Annotated in this window: 14 protein-coding genes; 5 read left to right on the top strand and 9 right to left on the bottom strand. The window is 62.0% G+C overall.

Going from position 1 to position 15,756, the window contains the following annotated elements; translation table 11 throughout:
• Window positions 1–16: 16 nt before the first annotated feature.
• Complete coding sequence (locus ACSPX5_RS25185; RefSeq protein ID WP_085712723.1) at window positions 17–448, top strand: acyl-CoA thioesterase; 432 nt, start codon at window positions 17–19, stop codon at window positions 446–448.
• Between the two features lie 64 nt (window positions 449–512).
• Here the strand turns inward: ACSPX5_RS25185 and ACSPX5_RS25190 are convergent, their stop codons facing one another.
• The 4 genes from ACSPX5_RS25190 to ACSPX5_RS25205 form a co-directional block, all read right to left on the bottom strand.
• The gene (locus ACSPX5_RS25190) at window positions 513–992 is read right to left on the bottom strand and encodes a glycine zipper domain-containing protein (protein ID WP_169428411.1); all 480 of its coding nucleotides are present in this window, start codon (window positions 990–992) and stop codon (window positions 513–515) included.
• Between the two features lie 271 nt (window positions 993–1,263).
• The gene (locus ACSPX5_RS25195) at window positions 1,264–3,612 is read right to left on the bottom strand and encodes an FdhF/YdeP family oxidoreductase (RefSeq protein ID WP_323161061.1); all 2,349 of its coding nucleotides are present in this window, start codon (window positions 3,610–3,612) and stop codon (window positions 1,264–1,266) included.
• A complete protein-coding gene (fdhD, locus tag ACSPX5_RS25200; protein ID WP_323161062.1) occupies window positions 3,609–4,448 on the bottom strand; it encodes a formate dehydrogenase accessory sulfurtransferase FdhD in 840 nt (279 codons plus the stop codon). The genes ACSPX5_RS25195 and fdhD overlap by 4 nt, the downstream gene beginning before the upstream one ends.
• A gap of 92 nt (window positions 4,449–4,540) precedes the next feature.
• Window positions 4,541–5,428, bottom strand: a complete 888-nt coding sequence (locus ACSPX5_RS25205) for a LysR family transcriptional regulator (protein ID WP_169428414.1) — start codon at window positions 5,426–5,428, stop codon at window positions 4,541–4,543.
• 137 nt (window positions 5,429–5,565) lie between these two features.
• Here ACSPX5_RS25205 and lysM point away from each other — a divergent pair, with 137 nt between their 5' ends.
• A complete protein-coding gene (gene lysM / locus ACSPX5_RS25210; RefSeq protein ID WP_439820471.1) occupies window positions 5,566–6,006 on the top strand; it encodes a peptidoglycan-binding protein LysM in 441 nt (146 codons plus the stop codon).
• Between the two features lie 41 nt (window positions 6,007–6,047).
• On the opposite strand, the gene yrfG is transcribed toward lysM, so the two are convergent.
• Window positions 6,048–6,710: a GMP/IMP nucleotidase gene (gene yrfG, locus ACSPX5_RS25215; RefSeq protein WP_207866852.1), complete on the bottom strand. Its 663-nt coding sequence runs from the start codon at window positions 6,708–6,710 to the stop codon at window positions 6,048–6,050.
• Between the two features lie 88 nt (window positions 6,711–6,798).
• Between yrfG and nudE the strand changes: the two genes are divergently transcribed.
• Together nudE and cysQ are read left to right on the top strand one after the other, a co-directional pair.
• Complete coding sequence (gene nudE, locus ACSPX5_RS25220; protein ID WP_169428417.1) at window positions 6,799–7,365, top strand: ADP compounds hydrolase NudE; 567 nt, start codon at window positions 6,799–6,801, stop codon at window positions 7,363–7,365.
• A gap of 5 nt (window positions 7,366–7,370) precedes the next feature.
• A complete protein-coding gene (gene cysQ / locus ACSPX5_RS25225) occupies window positions 7,371–8,204 on the top strand; it encodes a 3'(2'),5'-bisphosphate nucleotidase CysQ (RefSeq protein WP_169432583.1) in 834 nt (277 codons plus the stop codon).
• A 15-nt stretch (window positions 8,205–8,219) separates the two neighbouring features.
• Here the strand turns inward: cysQ and ACSPX5_RS25230 are convergent, their stop codons facing one another.
• The 4 genes from ACSPX5_RS25230 to rfbC form a co-directional block, all read right to left on the bottom strand.
• Window positions 8,220–8,675, bottom strand: coding sequence for a YiiD C-terminal domain-containing protein (locus tag ACSPX5_RS25230; protein WP_207866853.1), 456 nt, complete (start codon window positions 8,673–8,675; stop codon window positions 8,220–8,222).
• Window positions 8,672–10,057 (bottom strand): sigma-54-dependent transcriptional regulator, encoded by a 1,386-nt coding sequence (locus ACSPX5_RS25235; protein WP_439820472.1) that lies wholly within the window; start codon window positions 10,055–10,057, stop codon window positions 8,672–8,674. The genes ACSPX5_RS25230 and ACSPX5_RS25235 overlap by 4 nt, the downstream gene beginning before the upstream one ends.
• Window positions 10,054–11,862 (bottom strand): sensor histidine kinase, encoded by a 1,809-nt coding sequence (locus tag ACSPX5_RS25240; RefSeq protein ID WP_207866854.1) that lies wholly within the window; start codon window positions 11,860–11,862, stop codon window positions 10,054–10,056. The genes ACSPX5_RS25235 and ACSPX5_RS25240 overlap by 4 nt, the downstream gene beginning before the upstream one ends.
• Window positions 11,863–11,966: 104 nt before the next feature.
• On the bottom strand, window positions 11,967–12,512 hold the full coding sequence (gene rfbC, locus ACSPX5_RS25245) for a dTDP-4-dehydrorhamnose 3,5-epimerase (protein WP_169428421.1): 546 nt from the start codon (window positions 12,510–12,512) through the stop codon (window positions 11,967–11,969).
• Window positions 12,513–12,821: 309 nt separating this feature from the next.
• Here rfbC and ACSPX5_RS25250 point away from each other — a divergent pair, with 309 nt between their 5' ends.
• The gene (locus ACSPX5_RS25250; protein WP_439820473.1) at window positions 12,822–15,734 is read left to right on the top strand and encodes an aminotransferase; all 2,913 of its coding nucleotides are present in this window, start codon (window positions 12,822–12,824) and stop codon (window positions 15,732–15,734) included.
• Window positions 15,735–15,756: the final 22 nt, after the last annotated feature.

Below are 15,756 nucleotides of genomic sequence, written 5' to 3' on the forward strand. Positions count from 1 at the left end.
CAAGGAATCGACACTGATGTCCAACCCGATGCCGCAACGCGCCGATTACCCGCATTTCCAGCCGATCACCACGCGCTGGCACGACAACGATGCCTATGGCCACGTCAACAACGTCACCTACTACAGCTTTTTCGATACGGCCGTGAATACCTACCTGATTCAGGTCGGTGGGCTGGATATTCACGATGGCGAGGTGGTGGGGTTTGTGGTGAGTTCGTCTTGCGATTACTTCGCCTCGATTGCGTTCCCGGACTTGATCGAAGTCGGCTTGCGGGTCGGCAAACTGGGCAACAGTTCAGTGCAATACGAGCTGGCCGTGTTCAAGGCTGGCGAGCATGAAGCCTGTGCGGCGGGGCGTTTCGTGCATGTGTTCGTTGATCGTGCATCGAACCAGCCGGTGGCGATCCCTGCGGGTTTGCGCGGAGCGCTGGAACGGCTGGCGATCTGACAGGCAAAAAAAATCGCAGCTCGGGGGAGCTGCGATTTGGCTGTACCGGCAACGAGGTCAGGCCTCAGTCGCGGTAGTAGCGGTGATGCTTGCGATGGCCGTACGCGTGGCCACGACCACGGTGATCGTCGCGGTAGTAGCGACCACGGTCACGGCCGCGATCGTAATAGCGGTCTTCGCGATTGCTCTCGTTGCCCATGTAGTTACCCAGCGCGCCACCGGCGCCGCCACCTGCTGCGGCGCCGATCAGGCTGCCGGTGGTGCCGCCCATGCTGCGGCCGACCACGTTACCGCCGGCTGCGCCCAATGCACCGCCAATGGCGGCTTCGCCACGGCTGTGTTTGTTGGCGCCCACCGCGCTACCACCCGCGCCACCCAGGGCCGCGCCAATGGTTGAACCTGTGCTGCCGCCTAAAGACTGACCGACGACCGAGCCAAGAACCCCGCCCAATGCGCCGCCCACACCTGCTTCGGTGGTGCCTCCGGCAGAAGCGAAGCCACTGACCAGGCCAAGGGACAACAAGAGAATCTGGGAGAACTTCATAGAGGAGCCTCAAAGGGATGACGGCGCGATCCTGAGGCTCTGCAATGGACGTGACAATCGAAATCCGACGAATAGCACGACCTGTATACAATTCTGCAAGCTACTGATTTTTGGGTGGAACTTAACCGTTTTTCGCCGGTCTTTAACTACTTCGGACAGGCCGCTTTGATCACAAAGCGGCCTTTTTTGTGGGCGGTTGAAAAGTGTTCGCGCAGGAAAAGATCATTGATTCGGCTGCCGCTTTCGCGAGCGGGCTCGTTCAGGCGCCGTCTCAGGCTGACTTGGCCATGATCAGTCCCGTCTCACTCGCCGCCTCCAACCTGATTGCGATGAACTTCGACGTCGGCGTATGGCTGCCATCGCCGGTGCTTTCCAGCGGCACCAACGGGTTCACTTCAGGGTAATAAGCCGCCGCTTGCCCCGCCGGTATATCGAACGCCAGCAGCGTGAAGCCCTTCACCCGACGCTCGCGTCCATCGTCCCACAACGACACGATGTCAGCCTTCTGCCCGGGCTTGAAGCCCAGGCGAATGATGTCCGCCTCGTTGGCAAACAACACGTCACGCTGTCCCTTCACGCCGCGATAACGGTCGTCGAGACCATAAATCGTGGTGTTGTACTGATCGTGAGAGCGCATCGATTGCAGGATCAGGTCCGGCAGTTTGCCGGTGGCGCGGGTGCGTTCGTGAATCAGGTCCTTGGGCAGCAGGTTCGGCTTGAAGTTGGCCCGGCCCGATGTGGTGTTCCACTTGCGCGCGCCGGCGCTGTTGCCCAGGTAGAAACCGCCCGGGTTCTTGACCTTCTCGTTGAAGTCCTTGAAGCCCGGAATGGTGTCGGCGATCAGTTCGCGAATGCGCCGGTAGTCGGCCACCAGCCAGTTCCAGTCCACCGGTTTGCTGCCCAGGGTTGCGGCGGCGATGCCGGCGATGATCGACGGCTCCGAGCGCATCTGGTTCGACAGCGGCTGCAGCTGACCATTGGAGGCGTGCACCATGCTGAACGAGTCTTCCACGGTGACGGCTTGCGGGCCCTCGGTCTGGATGTCGATGTCGGTACGGCCCAGGCACGGCAGGATCAATGCGTCCTTGCCGTGGGCGAGGTGGCTGCGGTTGAGCTTGGTGCTGATCTGCACGGTCAGGTCGCAGTTGCTCAGGGCCTGGAAGGTGCGCGGGCTGTCCGGCGTGGCCTGGGCGAAGTTGCCACCCAGCCCGATGAACACCTTGGCGCGACCTTCGGCCATCGCGTGAATCGCCTCGACCACGTTGTGCCCGTTGTGGCGTGGCACCTTGAACTGGAAGCGACGCTCCAGGGCGTCGAGGAACGCCACCGGCGGACGCTCGTTGATGCCCATGGTACGGTCGCCCTGCACGTTACTGTGGCCGCGCACCGGGCACAGACCGGCGCCGGGCTTGCCGATGTTGCCGCGCAGCAGCATCAGGTTGGCGATTTCCTGGATGGTCGGCACTGAATGGCGGTGCTGGGTGATGCCCATCGCCCAGCACATGATCACGTTCTTGCCTTTGGCGTACATGCGCGCCGCTTGCTCGATCTCGACCAAGGTCAGGCCGGACTGCGAGACGATCTGCTCCCACGGCGTGTCATCGACGACGCCCAGGTATTCCAGCACGTTGACGCTGTGTTCATTGAGGAAATCGTGATCGAACACCGCCGGTGCGCCGGCCTTCTGCGCATCGCGCTCCCATTGCAGCAGGAATTTGGCCATGCCGCGCAACACCGCCATGTCGCCGCCCAGTGCCGGGCGGAAATACGCGGTGTTGGTCGGTTTGTCGCCATTGGTGAGCATTTCGATCGGGTGCTGCGGGTGCTGGAAGCGTTCCAGGCCGCGCTCTTTCAGCGGGTTGATGCACACCACCTGAGCACCGCGCTTCACCGCTTCACGCAGCGGCTCAAGCATGCGCGGGTGGTTGGTGCCGGGGTTCTGGCCCCAGACGAAAATTGCATCGGCGTGTTCGAAGTCGTCGAAGGTCACGGTGCCTTTGCCGACACCGACACTTTGCGCCAACGCAACACCGCTGGCCTCGTGGCACATGTTCGAGCAGTCGGGGAAGTTGTTGGTGCCGAAGGCGCGCACGAACAGTTGATACAGGTACGCCGCTTCGTTGCTGGCGCGGCCCGAGGTGTAGAACTCGGCCTGATCCGGACTCGACAGCGCTTGCAGGTGTTTGCCGATCAGCGCGTAGGCATCGTCCCAGCTGATTGGCTTGTAGCGATCGGTTTCGGCGTCATACACGACCGGCTCGGTCAGGCGACCTTGATACTCGAGCCAGTAGTCGCTCTGCTCCAGCAAAGCGGTGACGCTGTGTTTGGCGAAGAATTTGCCGTCCACCCGACGTTTGGTCGCTTCCCAGTTCACCGCTTTGGCGCCGTTCTCGCAGAACTTGACCATGCCGCTTTCCGGGGAATCGCCCCAGGCGCAGCCCGGGCAGTCGAAGCCGCCGTTCTGGTTGGTCTTGAGCATCATGCGCAGGTTCTTCAGCGCATTGTCGCTGGTCAGCCAGGCCTGGGCCACGCTGATCAGTGCGCCCCAGCCGCCGGCAGCGCCCTTGTAAGGCTTGTAGCGCGGGACGGGTTTCTGGTCGGCTTGATGGTGTTGGCTCACGAGTGTTTCTCCATTTCTGGGCTATACACCCGCGGCGCGTTCTTCTGCGGCAGGTGGATGAGATTGAGGTGGTGGCGCCGGGCCCATTGCACGGCGAGGCCGGTGGGCGCGGACAGACTGACGAGGGTCTGGATGCCGGCACGCAAGACTTTCTGGATCAATTCGAGGCTGCAGCGGCTGGTGACGATCGCCAGGCCGCCGGTTGTGGATATCTTTTGTCGGATCAGGCCGCCGATCAGTTTGTCGAGAGCGTTGTGCCGGCCGATGTCTTCACGACCCAGCAGCAATTCGCCGCTGGCATTCATGAACACCGCCGCGTGCACCGCGCCGCAATGTTGGCCCAATGGCTGGAAGGCGCCGATGCGTTGGCGCAGACCGTCGAGCCATTCGGCGGGCGGCAACGGTGCGCCGGGCAAAACCTTGAGATCAGGCAGCGCCTGCTCCACCGCTTCGACGCCGCACAACCCGCAACCGCTGGTGCCGGCCAGTTGCCGACGCTGCTGCTTGAGGTTCCAGAAGGCGCGGTTGGCGATGGTCACTTGCGCGTATTGCGCCGAGCCGGCACCGGTCAGTTGCAGGTCGTAGATGTCCGAGGAGTCTTCGATGATGCCGCTACCGAGGCTGAAGCCGACGATGAAGTCTTCAAGGTCGGTCGGGGTGACCAGCATCACCGCCTGGCTGATGCCGTTGTAGGCAATCGCCAGTGCGACTTCTTCGGCCAGCGCGGTGCTGGCCGACTCCGCCAGGGGCAGGTCGCTGTAGCTGTAGGTCTGACTGGCGGCGGGCGCGGGCGTTTCGAGTGCAGGCGCCGCGCAGGCCGGGCGCTTGGCGTTCATGGCATCACCGAGGTATTGATCAACGTTAAGACTAGGCGCGGCAACTTGTCGCGTCTAATCGCTAGTGTCGATCTATCGATAGATGCCGTCGATCAAGCGGCCGCTGGCGATTTCTGATAAAGCGCGAAACAGGCCTCGGCCAATGCCGAACGCGGGGCGCCGCGGCGCATGATCAAGCCCAGGCGGGCGAGGGTCTGGGCGTTTTCGATCGGTTGCAGGCGCAGGTGATCGGTGAGGCTTTCGAGGCCGCCGTCCAGCGGCATGATCGCGCAGCAGAATCCGCCGTGCACAGCTTGTAACAATTGATGCACTGCGTCGGTCTGCAACAACGGCTGTGGTGTCAGGCCGCGGCTGTGGAAGTTGTGGTCGATGGACTGGCGAAAGTGCATGCCGCTGGTGAGCATGCCCAGCGGCAGTTCGATCAGCGCCTGCCAGCTCAGCGGTGCTTCGCCGAAACTGAAGGAACGCTGATCGTAGAGCAGGCCCATGCGGGTTTCGTCGAACGCCAGGGATTCGAAACGCTCATTGTCGAGACGATCCAGATAGGACACGCCGATGTCGATCCGGTTGTCCGCCAGTTGTTCGAGGATCTGCTCCGAACTCAGCGCCGACAGCTCGAAACGCAGGTCCGGGTGTGCGGCGTGCAAGCGTTGCATCAACGGCAGCGGGTCGAAACTCGACAGCGGCACGACCCCCAGACGCAAGGTGCCAATCAGGTTGCCGCGACAGGCTGCCGCTTCCGCCTGCAGGCCGTCATAAGCCGCCAGCACCGTGCGCGCCCAGGCCAGCACGCGTTCACCAGGTGCGGTGAAACCTTCGAAGCGCTGGCCGCGATTGACCAGCGGCAGATCGAGTTCTTCTTCGAGGCTGCGCAGGCGCATCGACAAGGTCGGCTGGGTAATGTGGCAGCGGGCGGCGGCCTGGCCGAAGTGGCGGGTTTCGTCGAGGGCGATGAGGAATTTCAGCTGCTTGATGTCCATCTTCGCTCCGGGGCGCTGGCAAGGGTGGGCGATTCTACCGCTTGCGCGGGGGCAGGGTCATTGGTCGGGCCGGAACCGGGCTGGTTCGCGGTGGTCTAGGCTTGGGCGTCTGGAACCTAAATCAAGGAGTGTGCGCTATGAGTCTTTTGAGCTTTGTAAAAGAAGCAGGTGAGAAACTGATCGACCTGCTGACCCCCGGCAACGCCAATGCCAGCGAGCAATTGAAGGAGCACATCAGCAAGGTCGGGTTGGGTAACCCGAATGTCCAGGCGACCGTGGACGGTGACAAGGTGACGGTCACCGGCGAAGTGGCAAGCCAGGAAGAGAAAGAGAAGATTCTGCTGGCCGTCGGCAATATCGAAGGCGTGGGCAGTGTCGATGACCAGATCACGGTCACCGGGCCGGTGGTGGCTGCCGCACGTTTCGTGGTGGTGAAAAAGGGCGACACCCTCAGCGCGATTTCCCTGGCGGTGTATGGCAATGCCAACCTGTACAACAAGATTTTCGAGGCCAACAAGCCGCTGCTCAAGGACGTGAACAAGATCTATCCGGGGCAGACGCTGCGTATTCCCGAGTAACAACAGGCTACGGGAGCTGCCTTCGGCAACTCCCGCAACATTCAGAGTCCGGCAATCAAATCCCGGTAATCCTCGACCGCCGCAAACTCCCCGGTGTCTTTCGGCCCTTTGCGGCTGTCCGGTTCCCTGACGGCCAACAGATGCGCCACGCCGAAATTCCGCGCACTGCGCAGGATCGACAAGGTGTCGTCGATGAACAGGCTGCGCGCCGGGTCGAAGTCGATGTCGGCCTGCAAGGCGTCCCAGAATTGCGGGTTCTCCTTGGGAAAACCGTAATCGTGGGAACTGATCAGCCGCTCGAAGTACGGCGCCAGCTCAATTCGTTCCAGTTTCAGCGACAGCGAATCACGGTGTGCATTGGTGATCATCACCACGCGTTTGCCGGCGCGTCTGAGGGCAGCCAGAAACGTGTCGGCGTCGGGACGCAGGGCGATCAGGTGGGCGGTTTCCAGCTTCAGTTCGCGCACCGACAGCTTCAGCTCCGCGCTCCAGAAATCCAGGCAATACCACTGCAATTGACCGGCATGGCGTTCGAACAACGGCTGCAACTCCATCTCCGCCATGGCCCGGCTCACGCCGTGCAGTTCGGCGTAGCGTTGTGGCAAGTGTTCCAGCCAGAAATGGTTGTCGAAGTGCAGATCCAGCAACGTGCCGTCCATGTCCAGCAGAACGGTATCGATGTCGGACCACGGTAATGAAGGCATGGCAACGTCTCGAACGGTAGAAAGATATCCGACGCAAACAATCGGAAAAGCCGCGTTATAGTAGCGCGTTCACGCCAAGGAGCTTTGCATGCGCCAGAAACCAACCGTACTCGCCCGGGAAATCGTCGCCACCAGCCGTCTGTTCTGCGTCGAAGAGCTGAAGCTGCGCTTTTCCAATGGCGTGGAGCGCACCTACGAGCGGCTGGTGGGCAAGGGCGCCGGTTACGGCGCGGTGATGATTGTGGCGATGCTCGATGCGGAGCACGCGGTGCTGGTCGAGGAATACTGCGGCGGCACCGACGAGTACGAACTGTCACTGCCCAAAGGGTTGATCGAACCGGGCGAGGACGTGCTGGCGGCGGCCGAGCGCGAGCTCAAGGAAGAGGCGGGTTACGGTGCCCGGCAACTGGAACACCTGACCGAGCTGTCGTTGTCCCCCGGTTACATGAGCCAGAAAATCCAGGTGGTGCTTGCCAGCAATCTGTATGAAGAGCGCCTGGAAGGCGACGAGCCGGAGCCGATGCGGGTGGACAAGATCAACCTGCGGGACCTTTCTTCATTGGCGCAAAATCCGCAATTTTCCGAAGGTCGGGCCTTGGCGGCGTTGTACCTGGCCCGCGATCTGCTGACCCAGCGCGGCTTTTTTCAGTCATGAGTGAGATGTCTATGAGTTTTCCCCATCCGTTGATGGCGCCGGTGGTTGAACTGGCGTTGCGGGCCGGCGAGGCGATTCTGCCGTTCTGGCGTGCCGATGTGGCGGTGACCGCCAAGTCTGATGATTCGCCGGTGACCGCTGCGGATATCGCCGCGCACGAGGTGATCGTGGCTGGCCTGACCGCCCTGGATCCGAGCATCCCGGTGTTGTCCGAAGAAGACGCCAGCATCCCGCAGAGCGTGCGCGCCGGCTGGCAGCGCTGGTGGCTGGTGGATCCGCTGGATGGCACCAAGGAATTCATCAGCGGCAGCGAAGAATTTACCGTCAACATTGCCTTGATCGAAAATGGCCGGGTAGTTTTTGGCGTGGTGTCGATGCCGACCAATGGGCGTTTCTACGTCGGTGGTGCGGGGCTGGGTGCCTGGCGTGGCGATAAGGGCGGTACGCCAGTGGCGATTCAGGTGCGTGACGTGCCGGGGCCTGGCGAAGCCTTCACCGTGGTCGCCAGCCGTCGCCATTCGAGTCCGGAGCAGGAGCGGCTGCTGTCTGGTTTGAGTGCAAGCCTGGGCGAATTGCAACTGGCCAATATCGGCAGTTCGCTGAAATTCTGTCTGCTGGCCGAAGGCGCAGCGGATTGCTATCCGCGGCTTGCGCCGACATCCCAGTGGGACACGGCGGCGGCGCAAGGCGTGCTGGAAGGCGCAGGTGGCGAGGTGCTGAGTTTGAACGGAGAAGCGTTCTGCTACCCGGCGCGGGAAACACTGCTGAACGAGTTCTTCCTGGCGCTGCCGGCAAAAGCCGCGTGGCGCACGAAGCTGCTGGAACTGGCCCGTTCGTAATCGCACTTACACACCTCAGCGGTGCAGGACGTACTGCCCGCTGAAGGTCACCGCATCCTCATCGCTACCCGCATTGACGACTCGCGTTTGCAGTGTCAATCGCGCCCGCCCGTAGCGCTGATACATCGTCAGAAACTTCTTCCACACGGCCGCATTCGGCGCTGCGCAGATGGCGTTGGCATCGCCGGTAACCGGCAGCGGATAACTGATCTGTCCTTCCTGGATCACGATGTGTCCGTCGGTGATGCCTTCTTCCTTCAAGCGCAGATGCAGCCAGCCCCAGCCGGCCAGCACTGCGCCGCAATACAGACTGCCGCCGAACATGGTGCTCTTGTGATTGACGTTGGCTTCCAGTGGCAGGTGCAGACGCAACTCATGCTCGTGCCAGTCAAGCACTTTGAGGCCCATGTCCCGGGTCAGCGGAATGTCGTGATGGAGGACAGATTCCAGATAGCGACTGTCACGATTCATTCGGATTCGTCTCCATGGCTGCTGCTGTCGGCGAAGTTCAGCCCGTGCTTGCGCAGTTTGTCGTGCAGGGTCTTGCGCGGAATACCCAGCGCTTCGGCGAGACTGCGCACCGAGCTGTGCGAACGGGCCAGTTCGGCGGCGATCAGCGACTTTTCGAAATTTTCCACCTGTTCACTGAGGCCTCCACTCGTGACCTCGATGGTGCCACTGCTGCCGTCGGTCTGAGTATTGTCCAGCGCCAGTTCCAGGCCGAGGGCGAAACGTTCCGCCGCGTTCTGCAATTCGCGCACATTGCCCGGCCATGAGTGACGCAGCAGCAACGCCCGTTGTGCCGGTTGCAGTTCATGAGGTGGCAGACCGTGGCGGGCGCTGGCTTCATCGGTGTAGTGCTGGAAGAGCACCAGCGCGTCTTCGCCCCGCTCACGCAGTGGCGGAATGCGCAGCGGCGCCACGTTGAGGCGGTAATACAAGTCCGCCCGGAACCGTCCTTGATCGGCGGCCTGGCGCAGGTCTTCCTTGGTCGCGGCGATGACGCGGATATCCAGCGGGATCAACTGATTGCCGCCCAGCCGTTCGACCACTCGTTCCTGCAGCATGCGCAGCAGTTTGACCTGCACGTCCATGCTCATGCTTTCGATTTCATCGAGAAACAACGTGCCGCCATTGGCGAATTCGAATTTACCGATCCGGCGTTTTTGCGCACCGGTGAATGCGCCGGGCTCGTGGCCGAACAGTTCGCTTTCCACGACCGACTCGGCCAGTGCCCCGGCGTTGATCGCCACGAACGGGCCGTTGCGCCGGCTCGACAGGTCGTGCAGTGCGCGGGCGACGACTTCTTTGCCGGCACCGGTTTCGCCGAGGATCAGGACATCAGCCTTGGTCGCGGCCAGTGCGCCGATCTGCTCGCGCAGACGCGCCATCGGGGCGGACTGGCCGACCAGTCGCGCGCTCAGTTCGTTGCGGTCGCTGAGGGCCATGCGCAGGCTGCGGTTGTCCAGCACCAGGCGCCGCAGGGCCAGTGCGCGGCGCACGCTGTCGAGCAGGGCGTCGCTGGCAAACGGCTTTTCGAGGAAGTCGTAGGCACCGGCGCGCATGGCCTGCACGGCCAGTGGCACGTCGCCGTGGCCGGTGATCAGCAGCACGGGCAGCTCAGGGTCCTGGGCGTGCAGTTCGCTCAATAATTCAAGACCGTCCATGCCGGGCATGCGGATGTCGCTGACCACCACGCCAGGCCAGTCACGCTCCAGTTGGGCGGCCAGGCCCTTGGCTTCGGACAGCGGAAGGATTTTCAGGCCGGCCAGATCCAGCGTCTGGCCCAGGGCCTGACGCAGGTGCGGATCGTCGTCGATCAGCACCACCTGAATGCGGTTGTCGATGGTCATGCACTTCGATCCTCGGACGGTTGCAGGCTGACCCCGGGCGCGCCGGCGCGCAGCCGCAGGGTGATCAAGGCGCCACCTTGCTTGTGGTTGGCGAACGACAGTTCACCGCCGAAGGCGCGCATCAGGGTTTCGCAAATGGCCAAACCCAGACCCAGGCCCTGCGTACGGGTCTTGGTGGTGTAAAACGGTTCGCTGGCGCGGCCCAGGGCTTCCATGCAAAACCCCGGGCCGTTGTCACGAATGTACAGATTGACGCCTTCACCGGTGGATTCGGCACTCAGCCACAATTTGCGCGGCGGGCCTTTCTCGGTCAGGGCATCGAGTGCGTTGGCCAGCAGGTTGCCGAGCACCTGGCGCAGACGGGTTTCCCCGGCCTCGACCCACAAGGTTGCGGCGGGCAGGTCGCGGATCAGCTCGACATCCATACTCCGACGACGTTTGGCCAGCAGCGCCAACGCATCGTCCAGCGCCGGTTGCAGGGCCACGCTTTCCGGGGCGTGACGATCGCGGCGGGCGAAGGCGCGCAGGTGAGCGATGATCGATGCCATGCGCCCGGTCAGTTCGCTGATCAATTTAAGGTTGCCGCGAGCGTCGTCGGTGCGCTGATGGTCAAGCAGCACCTCGGCGTTTTCCGCGTAACTGCGGATCGCCGCCAGCGGCTGATTGAGCTCGTGGCTGATGCTTGCCGACATGGTGCCCAGCGCCGACAGCTTGCCGGCCTGCACCAGATCGTCCTGAGCGCGCACCAGCTCCTGCTGGGCGTGCTCGCGTTCCAGCACTTCCTGTTTCAGGCGCCGATTGAGCCCCTCCAGATCGCTGGTCCGTTCGGCAACCCGACCTTCGAGTTCACGCCGGGCCTTGGCTTCGAAGGCAATCCGTTCCAGATAGTGTCGGCGGCGCTGCATCATCAGCCCGAGCAACAGCATGACCACCAACAGCGTGGCGCCGCCAACGGCCACCACGGTCCGCACCGGACGGTCGATCAAGGTGCGCGGAGCAAGAATGCTGACGCTCCAGCCGGTTTCCTCGATCGCCCGGGTCTGGGTCAGCCAGGCTGTCGAGCTGAGATTCAGCGGACGCGGTGAGCGAGTCGGATAGGGCTGAATGGCGGTGATCGCCGAGCGTTCATCGTCATTTAGCGGACGGGTCGAGCGGAATCGCCATTCCGGGCGCGACGTAAGGATGACCACGCCGTTGTGATCGGTCACCAGCAACTGTTCCGGGGTTTTTCCCCACAGGCTTTCGGTGTGGTCGAGATCGACCTTGATTACGAGCACGCCGATGATTTTTTCGCCATTGCGCACGGCCGCGGCAAAGAAGTAACCACGCTTGGCGGACGTGGTGCCAAGGCCGAAGAAGCGCCCCAGCCGCCCGGCCATCGCTTCGCTGAAGTAAGGCCGGAACGAGAAATTGCGCCCGACGAAACTGTCATGCTTGTCCCAGTTCGAGGCCGCCAGCGTCTTGCCGGTGGTATCCATCAAGTACATGACTTCGGCACCGGTCTGGGCGGCGATGTTCTTCAGCAAGCGATTGGCATTGCCCTGAGTGACGCCATCGTCCGGAGCACCGATGACCGCCCGCAGGGCCGGCAGGTCGCCGAGGATCTGTGGCAGCACTTCGTAGCGATGCAGGGTGCCCAGCAGGTTGGCGACGTAGAGGTCGAGTGTCTGGCGGTTCTGCCCGATCAGTTCACTGCGGTAATAGCGCTCGGCCAGATGTTGCAGCGGCCACAGCAGCGGGGCCAGGCACAGGGCCAGCAGGGCGAGGCTGCGCCAGCGAGGTCTGCGGGGAAGGGGTGGAGTCATGATCCTCAAGCGCCTGGGGGAACAGGCGCATTATGCCCGGGCCGGGCTTGATCTGTGCATCCGCTTTTTTCGGATACGCGTGCGTGGAAGATTCACACAGAGATTCAGGAAAAGACTTCGGCGTCCTTGAAAAAAGCTGCGGTCTGGTCCTTGGCAGACAGCGTCGGCGCTTCAGTCAATTGCCAGTCAATGCCCAGGTCCGGATCGTTCCAGCGAATGCTGCGTTCGGCCGCCGGGGTGTAGTAGTCCGTGGTTTTATAGAGGAACTCGGCGTAGTCGCTCAGCACCAGGAAACCATGGGCGAAACCTTCCGGAATCCACAGTTGGCGGTAATTGTCGGCGGACAGGTGTACAGCCACCCATTTACCGAAGTTCGGCGAGCTGCGGCGAATATCCACCGCCACGTCGAGAACTTCACCTGCGGTGACCCGCACCAGTTTGCCCTGGGTATGTTGCACCTGGTAATGCAAACCGCGCAGTACGCCTTTTTGTGATCGGGAATGGTTGTCCTGGACGAAATGCGGAGTGATACCGGTTGCGTCCTCAAAAGCCTTGGCATTGAAACTTTCGTAAAAGAAACCGCGCTCGTCACCAAATACCTTGGGTTCGATGATCAGAACACCCGGTAGGTCGGTGGTAATTACATTCATGAAAAAATTCCAAGTAAAGGTGGAATGACCGATATTTTTGCGCAAAGTGCCGGAGCGCGCGAGTTCTGATGTTTTTTATAGTCTATCGGGTCGCTACCGGCCATCGGGTAGACCACTACGGTAGTTCTGATCCTTCAGGGTGAGGTGGAGGGGCGTGGAACGCAATCTGAAAAACCTGTGGGAAAAGTCACCTTTAATGATAGTCGTGTGTATCGGCAGTCATTACCCGATCTGAACCGATTTAAGGGGTTGCTTATCGTCTGAAGCAATGGCGATATAAACGCCTTATAAAAATACAGGGGTCGCTTCATGTCGTTCGCCACGCTGATTCACCGCGCCAGTCTGCCCGGCCCGCAGGTCACTGCGGAGCAAGCCTTGCAAGTGTTGGAGCAACATTACGGGTTGGGCGGCACATTGCAGGCGCTGGGCAGCCAGCAGGATCTCAACTATCGCGTAGACAGCGAACGCGGGCGATTCGTACTGAAGATCTGTCGCGGCGACTATTCGCTGGTGGAGCTGCAGGCCCAGCATGCCGGCCTGAAATATCTGGTTGAACATTGCGATGTCCACGTTCCCCGGGTCATCCCGGCCAGTGACGGCCAGGACCTGTTGTCGCTGGAGATCGGTGGAGAAGCGGTGCATGTGCGGCTGCTCGACTACATCGAGGGCCAGTCTCTGACGGCCCTGGATCATCTCGGCCACGAGGTGGTTGCCGGATTCGGTCGACTCTGCGGTGAAATGGATCTGGCCCTGGCCGGGTTCGACCATCCAGGACTTGAACGTACATTGCAGTGGGATGCGCGCCATGCCGGCGCCCTGATCGAGCACCTGCTGCCAGTGATCGAGGACCGGCAACAGCGCGGTCTGATCGCCGATGCCGCCGAGCAGGCTGGACGGCGCCTGCAACCGCTGCTGGACAAATTGCCGGTGCAGGCGATCCACATGGACATCACCGATGACAACGTGGTCTGGCAGCGCGATGCCCGGCGTCACTGGCAAATGCAAGGCGTCATCGATTTCGGTGATCTGGTGCGCACCTGGCGCATCACCGATCTGTCGGTCACCTGCGCCGCGCTGCTGCATCACGCCGGGGGCGATCCGTTCGTGATCCTGCCGGCGGTACAGGCCTATCACGCAGTCAATCCGCTGCAACACGAAGAATTGCAGGCGCTGTGGCCGCTGATCGTGACGCGCGCGGCAGTGCTGGTGCTCAGTGGCGAGCAACAGGTCAGCATCGATCCGGGCAATACCTACAGCCGTGACAATCTTGCGCATGAGTGGGAAATCTTCCGGGTCGCCACTTCGGTGCCTCTGGCGCTGATGGAAGCGGCGATCCTCTCGGCGGTCGGGCAGGCGTTGCCAGCCATCGACAGTGAAGGTTTCGCACCTTTGTTGCCGGAGCTGGTGGGGCGCGAATTCGCGTTGATCGATCTGGGTGTTCTGAGCGCGCACTTCGAGGCGGGCAACTGGGAGCAGCCGGGCATCGATCAACGTCTGTTGAGTGAAGCCGCCGCGATCCATGGTCTGGCTGCCAGTCGATACGGGCAGTACCGTTTGTCCCGCACCCGGCCTGACAGCGCCGGGGAACCTGAGACGTTTCCGCTGCACGTCGAGTTGCGTGTGCCTTGCGGGGCAGCAGTCGAAGCGCCGTTTGCCGGCGTGCTGCATCTGTCGGCTGACGGCGCGCTGCGACTCGACGGCCCGAATCTGAGCGTGCGCCTGTGGGGTGTGACGCCCTCGCTGCACAGCGGCGCGGCGCTGGTCAAAGGACAGGTGCTGGGATCGGTGGACGGTCCGTTGATTGTGCAACTGGTCCGCGATGCGCATCTGGAGGCGCCGCTGTTCTGTACGCCGACCCGTGCTCTGGCGTGGCAGGTACTGTCGCCATCGCCGGCAGCGCTGCTGGGCCTGGCCTGCGACGCCGAGCCCGAGCTGGATGCGAAAGCCCTGCTTGCCCGTCGTGACGCCAGTTTCGCCCGCACTCAAAAACATTATTACGTCGACCCGCCGCGTATCGAACGCGGCTGGCGCAATCACCTGATCGACATGCAAGGCCGTTCCTACCTCGACATGCTCAATAACGTCGCGGTGCTCGGGCACGGTCATCCACGCATGGCGGCGGTCGCGAGCCGACAGTGGTCGTTGCTCAATACCAATTCGCGGTTCAACTATGCGGCGGTCGCCGAGTTTTCCGAACGTTTGCTGAAACTGGCGCCGGAGGGCATGGACCGGGTGTTCCTGGTCAACAGCGGCAGCGAAGCCAATGATCTGGCGATTCGCCTGGCCTGGGCCTACAGCGGCGGGCGCGACATGCTCAGTGTGCTGGAGGCCTATCACGGCTGGACGGTCGGCGCAGATGCGGTGTCGACCTCGATCGCCGACAACCCGCAGGCTCTGAGCAGTCGTCCGGACTGGGTGCACCCGGTGACCGCGCCGAATATCTATCGGGGCGAATTCCGGGGGCTCGATTCGGCGCCGGACTACGTGCGCAGCGTCGAACACAACCTGGCCAAAATCGACGAGCAGAAACGCCAACTGGCCGGGTTCATCTGCGAGCCGGTCTACGGCAATGCAGGCGGGATCTCGCTGCCACCCGGTTATCTGAAAAAAGTTTATGAATTGGTGCGTGCTCGAGGCGGTGTGTGCATCGCCGATGAGGTACAGGTCGGTTATGGGCGTATGGGGAATTTCTTCTGGGGCTTCGAAGAGCAAGGCGTGGTGCCGGACATCATCACCATGGCCAAGGGCATGGGTAATGGCCAGCCGCTGGGCGCCGTGATCACCCGGCGGGAAATCGCCGAAGCGCTGGAGGCCGAGGGTTACTTCTTCTCGTCCGCTGGCGGTAGTCCGGTGAGCTGCCAGATCGGCATGGCCGTGCTCGATGTGATGGAAGAGGAAAAACTCTGGGAAAACGCCCAGGTGGTCGGCGGGCACTTCAAGCAGCGGCTGGAGGCATTGATCGATAAACATCCGCTGGTCGGTGCGGTGCATGGCTCGGGGTTCTATCTGGGGGTCGAACTGATCCGCAATCGCCAGACCCTGGAGCCGGCGACCGAAGAAACCATGCTGCTGTGTGATCGCCTGCGGGAGCTGGGGATCTTCATGCAGCCGACCGGCGATGACTTGAACATCCTCAAGATCAAACCGCCGATGGTCACCTCGCGTCAGAGTGTGGATTTCTTTGTCGACATGCTGTCGAAGGTGCTGGAAGAAGGCCTCTGAGACTGTGATAGTCCGATTAATA

This window comes from Pseudomonas sp. HLG18 (assembly GCF_051903985.1).
Classification (GTDB): Bacteria; Pseudomonadota; Gammaproteobacteria; order Pseudomonadales; family Pseudomonadaceae; genus Aquipseudomonas; species Aquipseudomonas fluorescens_BT.

What these genes read in the sequence shown, in the direction of transcription:
- rfbC (WP_169428421.1), bottom strand. Translation starts at nt 12,512, where the DNA reads ATGAATGTAATTACCACCGACCTACCGGGTGTTCTGATCATCGAACCC.
- ACSPX5_RS25230 (WP_207866853.1), bottom strand. Translation starts at nt 8,675, where the DNA reads ATGAATCGTGACAGTCGCTATCTGGAATCTGTCCTCCATCACGACATT.
- nudE (WP_169428417.1), top strand. Translation starts at nt 6,799, where the DNA reads ATGCGCCAGAAACCAACCGTACTCGCCCGGGAAATCGTCGCCACCAGC.
- lysM (WP_439820471.1), top strand. Translation starts at nt 5,566, where the DNA reads ATGAGTCTTTTGAGCTTTGTAAAAGAAGCAGGTGAGAAACTGATCGAC.
- cysQ (WP_169432583.1), top strand. Translation starts at nt 7,371, where the DNA reads ATGTCTATGAGTTTTCCCCATCCGTTGATGGCGCCGGTGGTTGAACTG.
- fdhD (WP_323161062.1), bottom strand. Translation starts at nt 4,448, where the DNA reads ATGAACGCCAAGCGCCCGGCCTGCGCGGCGCCTGCACTCGAAACGCCC.
- ACSPX5_RS25235 (WP_439820472.1), bottom strand. Translation starts at nt 10,057, where the DNA reads ATGACCATCGACAACCGCATTCAGGTGGTGCTGATCGACGACGATCCG.
- ACSPX5_RS25205 (WP_169428414.1), bottom strand. Translation starts at nt 5,428, where the DNA reads ATGGACATCAAGCAGCTGAAATTCCTCATCGCCCTCGACGAAACCCGC.
- ACSPX5_RS25240 (WP_207866854.1), bottom strand. Translation starts at nt 11,862, where the DNA reads ATGACTCCACCCCTTCCCCGCAGACCTCGCTGGCGCAGCCTCGCCCTG.
- ACSPX5_RS25190 (WP_169428411.1), bottom strand. Translation starts at nt 992, where the DNA reads ATGAAGTTCTCCCAGATTCTCTTGTTGTCCCTTGGCCTGGTCAGTGGC.
- yrfG (WP_207866852.1), bottom strand. Translation starts at nt 6,710, where the DNA reads ATGCCTTCATTACCGTGGTCCGACATCGATACCGTTCTGCTGGACATG.
- ACSPX5_RS25250 (WP_439820473.1), top strand. Translation starts at nt 12,822, where the DNA reads ATGTCGTTCGCCACGCTGATTCACCGCGCCAGTCTGCCCGGCCCGCAG.
- ACSPX5_RS25185 (WP_085712723.1), top strand. Translation starts at nt 17, where the DNA reads ATGTCCAACCCGATGCCGCAACGCGCCGATTACCCGCATTTCCAGCCG.